Genomic DNA, 2,246 nt, shown 5'->3' with positions numbered 1-2,246 from the left:
CCGCTCGGCCCCACCGGCGGGCTCGTCGGCCGCGGGCTGCCCGGCCGCGCGGACAAGGCGATCGAGCACGCCGGGCACCAGCAGCTCCCGCCATCGGGACTGCTTCGCCAGGTGCGCGGCCTTGAGCGCCGGGGTCTCGTGCAGCATCCGCAGCAGGACGAAGGTGCGCCCCGGATCGAGGCGGTTACGCTCCTCGATGAGGTCGAAGGCGCGGCGCAACGCCAGCCACGCGCCCTCCTGCGGTGGACGTCGCCCGACGGCGTCGGCGAGCGCCCGGCCGAACGTCTCGAAGTTGACCAGGATCACCTCCTCCTTCGACGCGAAGTAGCGGAAGAAGCTGCGTTTGGACAGGCCGGCGGCGGAGGCGATCTGGTCGATCGTGGTCGCGTCGTAACCCTGTTCGGCGAACAGACTCATCGCCACGGTCATGAGCTCGGAGCGCACGGCCCGGCGGGTGCGTTCCCGCAGGCCTGGAGTCGGCTCCATCATCCGCCGATGGTACGCCGTGACGAACCTGTCATCGAGTGACGTTTTCGGCGTACGGTGTTGCGAGTATCGGTCGTCGCCAGGCCACCAACGCCGGCAGACCGGGCAGACCCAGGAGCAGCAACAGACTCGGCAGCAGAACAGACCCAGCAGCAGGAACAGACCCAGCAGCCGGGAACAAGCCCGGCAGCCAGGAACAAATTCAGCAGCCAGGAAGGGAACGCCATGAGCAAGGTGTGGTTCGTGACCGGAGCGTCCAGGGGCTTCGGTCGCGTGTTCGTGGAGTCCGCGGTGCAGGCCGGCGACCAGGTGGTCGCCACCGCCCGCAAGATCGACGCAGTGGCTGATCTGGCGAAGGCCCACGGCGACGCCGTGCTGCCGCTCGCGCTGGACGTCACGGACCGGACCGCCGTCGACGCGGCGGTCAAGGCCGCGGTCGACCGCTTCGGCCGGCTCGACGTCGTCGTGAACAACGCGGGCTACGGCCACTTCGGCGCCGTCGAGGAGCTCACCGAGAGCGACATCCGCGATCAGCTCGAGACGAACTTCTTCGGCGCCCTGTGGGTCACCCAGGCGGTGCTGCCGCAGCTGCGGTCGCAGGGCAGCGGGCACATCATCCAGATCTCCACGATCGGCGGGATCGCCGCCTTCCCCTCCCTCGGTGCCTACCACGCGTCGAAGTGGGCGCTGGAGGGACTCAGCGAGGCCCTCGCCCAGGAGGTCGCCGCCTTCGGGATCAAGGTCACCCTCGTCGAGCCGGGCGGCTACAGCACCGACTGGTCCGGGTCCTCGGCGGTGCACTCGGCGCCGTCGCCGACGTACGACAACCTGCGCAAGGCGATGGCCGAGCGGCGCGCGGGCGCCGGGATGGCGATCGGGGACCCAGCCGCGACCGGCGCGGCCCTACTGAAGATCGTCAACGCCGAGAACCCGCCGCTGCGGGTGCTGTTCGGCACCCCGCCCACCCAGATCGTCAAGGCGGTCTACCAGCAGCGGCTGGAGACCTGGGCGCAGTGGGAGCAGGTCTCGATCGAGGCCCAGGGCAGCTAGCGGGACGCTCCCGGGCCGATGTCCCCGGGGCCGACGGTTCCGGGCCCGACGGTTCCGGGCCGGACGCGCCCGGGGCCGACGTCCCCGGGCCGTCAGCCGGCGGTGGCGATCAGGTGTTCGCGGTGCTGGCGGGGTGTGCCGCGGACCAGCTCGTCGACCTTGATCCGGCGCAGGAACAGGTGTAAGTCGTGTTCCCAGGTGAAGCCCATGCCGCCGTGGAGCTGCAGCGCCGTGCTGGCCGCGCGGCTGGTCCCGGCGCCGGCCACGGAGCCCGCGACCGCAACGGCGGTGCCGGCGACGACCAGATCGCCGCTGTCGAGCGCGCGGGCGGCGTCGTGGCCGCACAGGCGGGCCGCCTCGATGTCGACGGCCATGGTCGCCGCGTGGTGCTTGACCGCCTGGAACGAGCCGACCGGTCGGCCGAACTGCTCGCGTTCCTTGACGTATCCGACGGTCATGTCCAGCAGGCGGCCGGCGGCGCCGACCGCGTCCAGGATGTGGATGAGCGCCAGGGCCTGGTCCAGGGTTTCGGCGAGGCCCGCGCCGACCCGGGCCCAGTCACCCGCCGGGACGGTGACGCCGTGCAGGTCGACGGCGGCGATGTCCCGGCTCAGGTCGAGGGTGGTGCGGGCGGTCCGGGTCGCGCTCGCGGCGGGGACGAGCGCGAGGGCGCGGTCGTCGTCGAGGGCGGCGCTGACCAGGAGCCATGC

3 protein-coding genes are annotated in these 2,246 nt (G+C 72.0%); 1 reads left to right on the top strand and 2 read right to left on the bottom strand.

Going from position 1 to position 2,246, the window contains the following annotated elements; genetic code table 11:
• Positions 1-486: TetR/AcrR family transcriptional regulator (locus ND748_RS30390; protein ID WP_251749696.1), on the bottom strand; the 486-nt coding region annotated here is incomplete at its 3' end.
• A gap of 225 nt (positions 487-711) precedes the next feature.
• Here ND748_RS30390 and ND748_RS30385 point away from each other — a divergent pair.
• Positions 712-1,536 carry an SDR family oxidoreductase gene (locus tag ND748_RS30385; RefSeq protein ID WP_285902930.1) on the top strand — a complete coding sequence of 275 codons (825 nt, stop codon included), beginning with the start codon at positions 712-714 and terminating at the stop codon, positions 1,534-1,536.
• Positions 1,537-1,628: 92 nt separating this feature from the next.
• Here ND748_RS30385 and ND748_RS30380 read toward each other — a convergent pair.
• Positions 1,629-2,246: acyl-CoA dehydrogenase family protein (locus tag ND748_RS30380; protein ID WP_285902929.1), on the bottom strand; the 618-nt coding region annotated here is incomplete at its 5' end.

Source organism: Frankia sp. AiPs1 (genome assembly GCF_023716945.1).
Lineage (GTDB): Bacteria > Actinomycetota > Actinomycetes > Frankiales > Frankiaceae > Frankia.
This window is presented reverse-complemented; position numbering and strand designations above follow the sequence as displayed.

Bases quoted from the DNA above. Each gene is read 5' to 3' on its own strand.
- ND748_RS30385 (WP_285902930.1), top strand. From the start codon at position 712: ATGAGCAAGGTGTGGTTCGTGACCGGAGCGTCCAGGGGCTTCGGTCGC.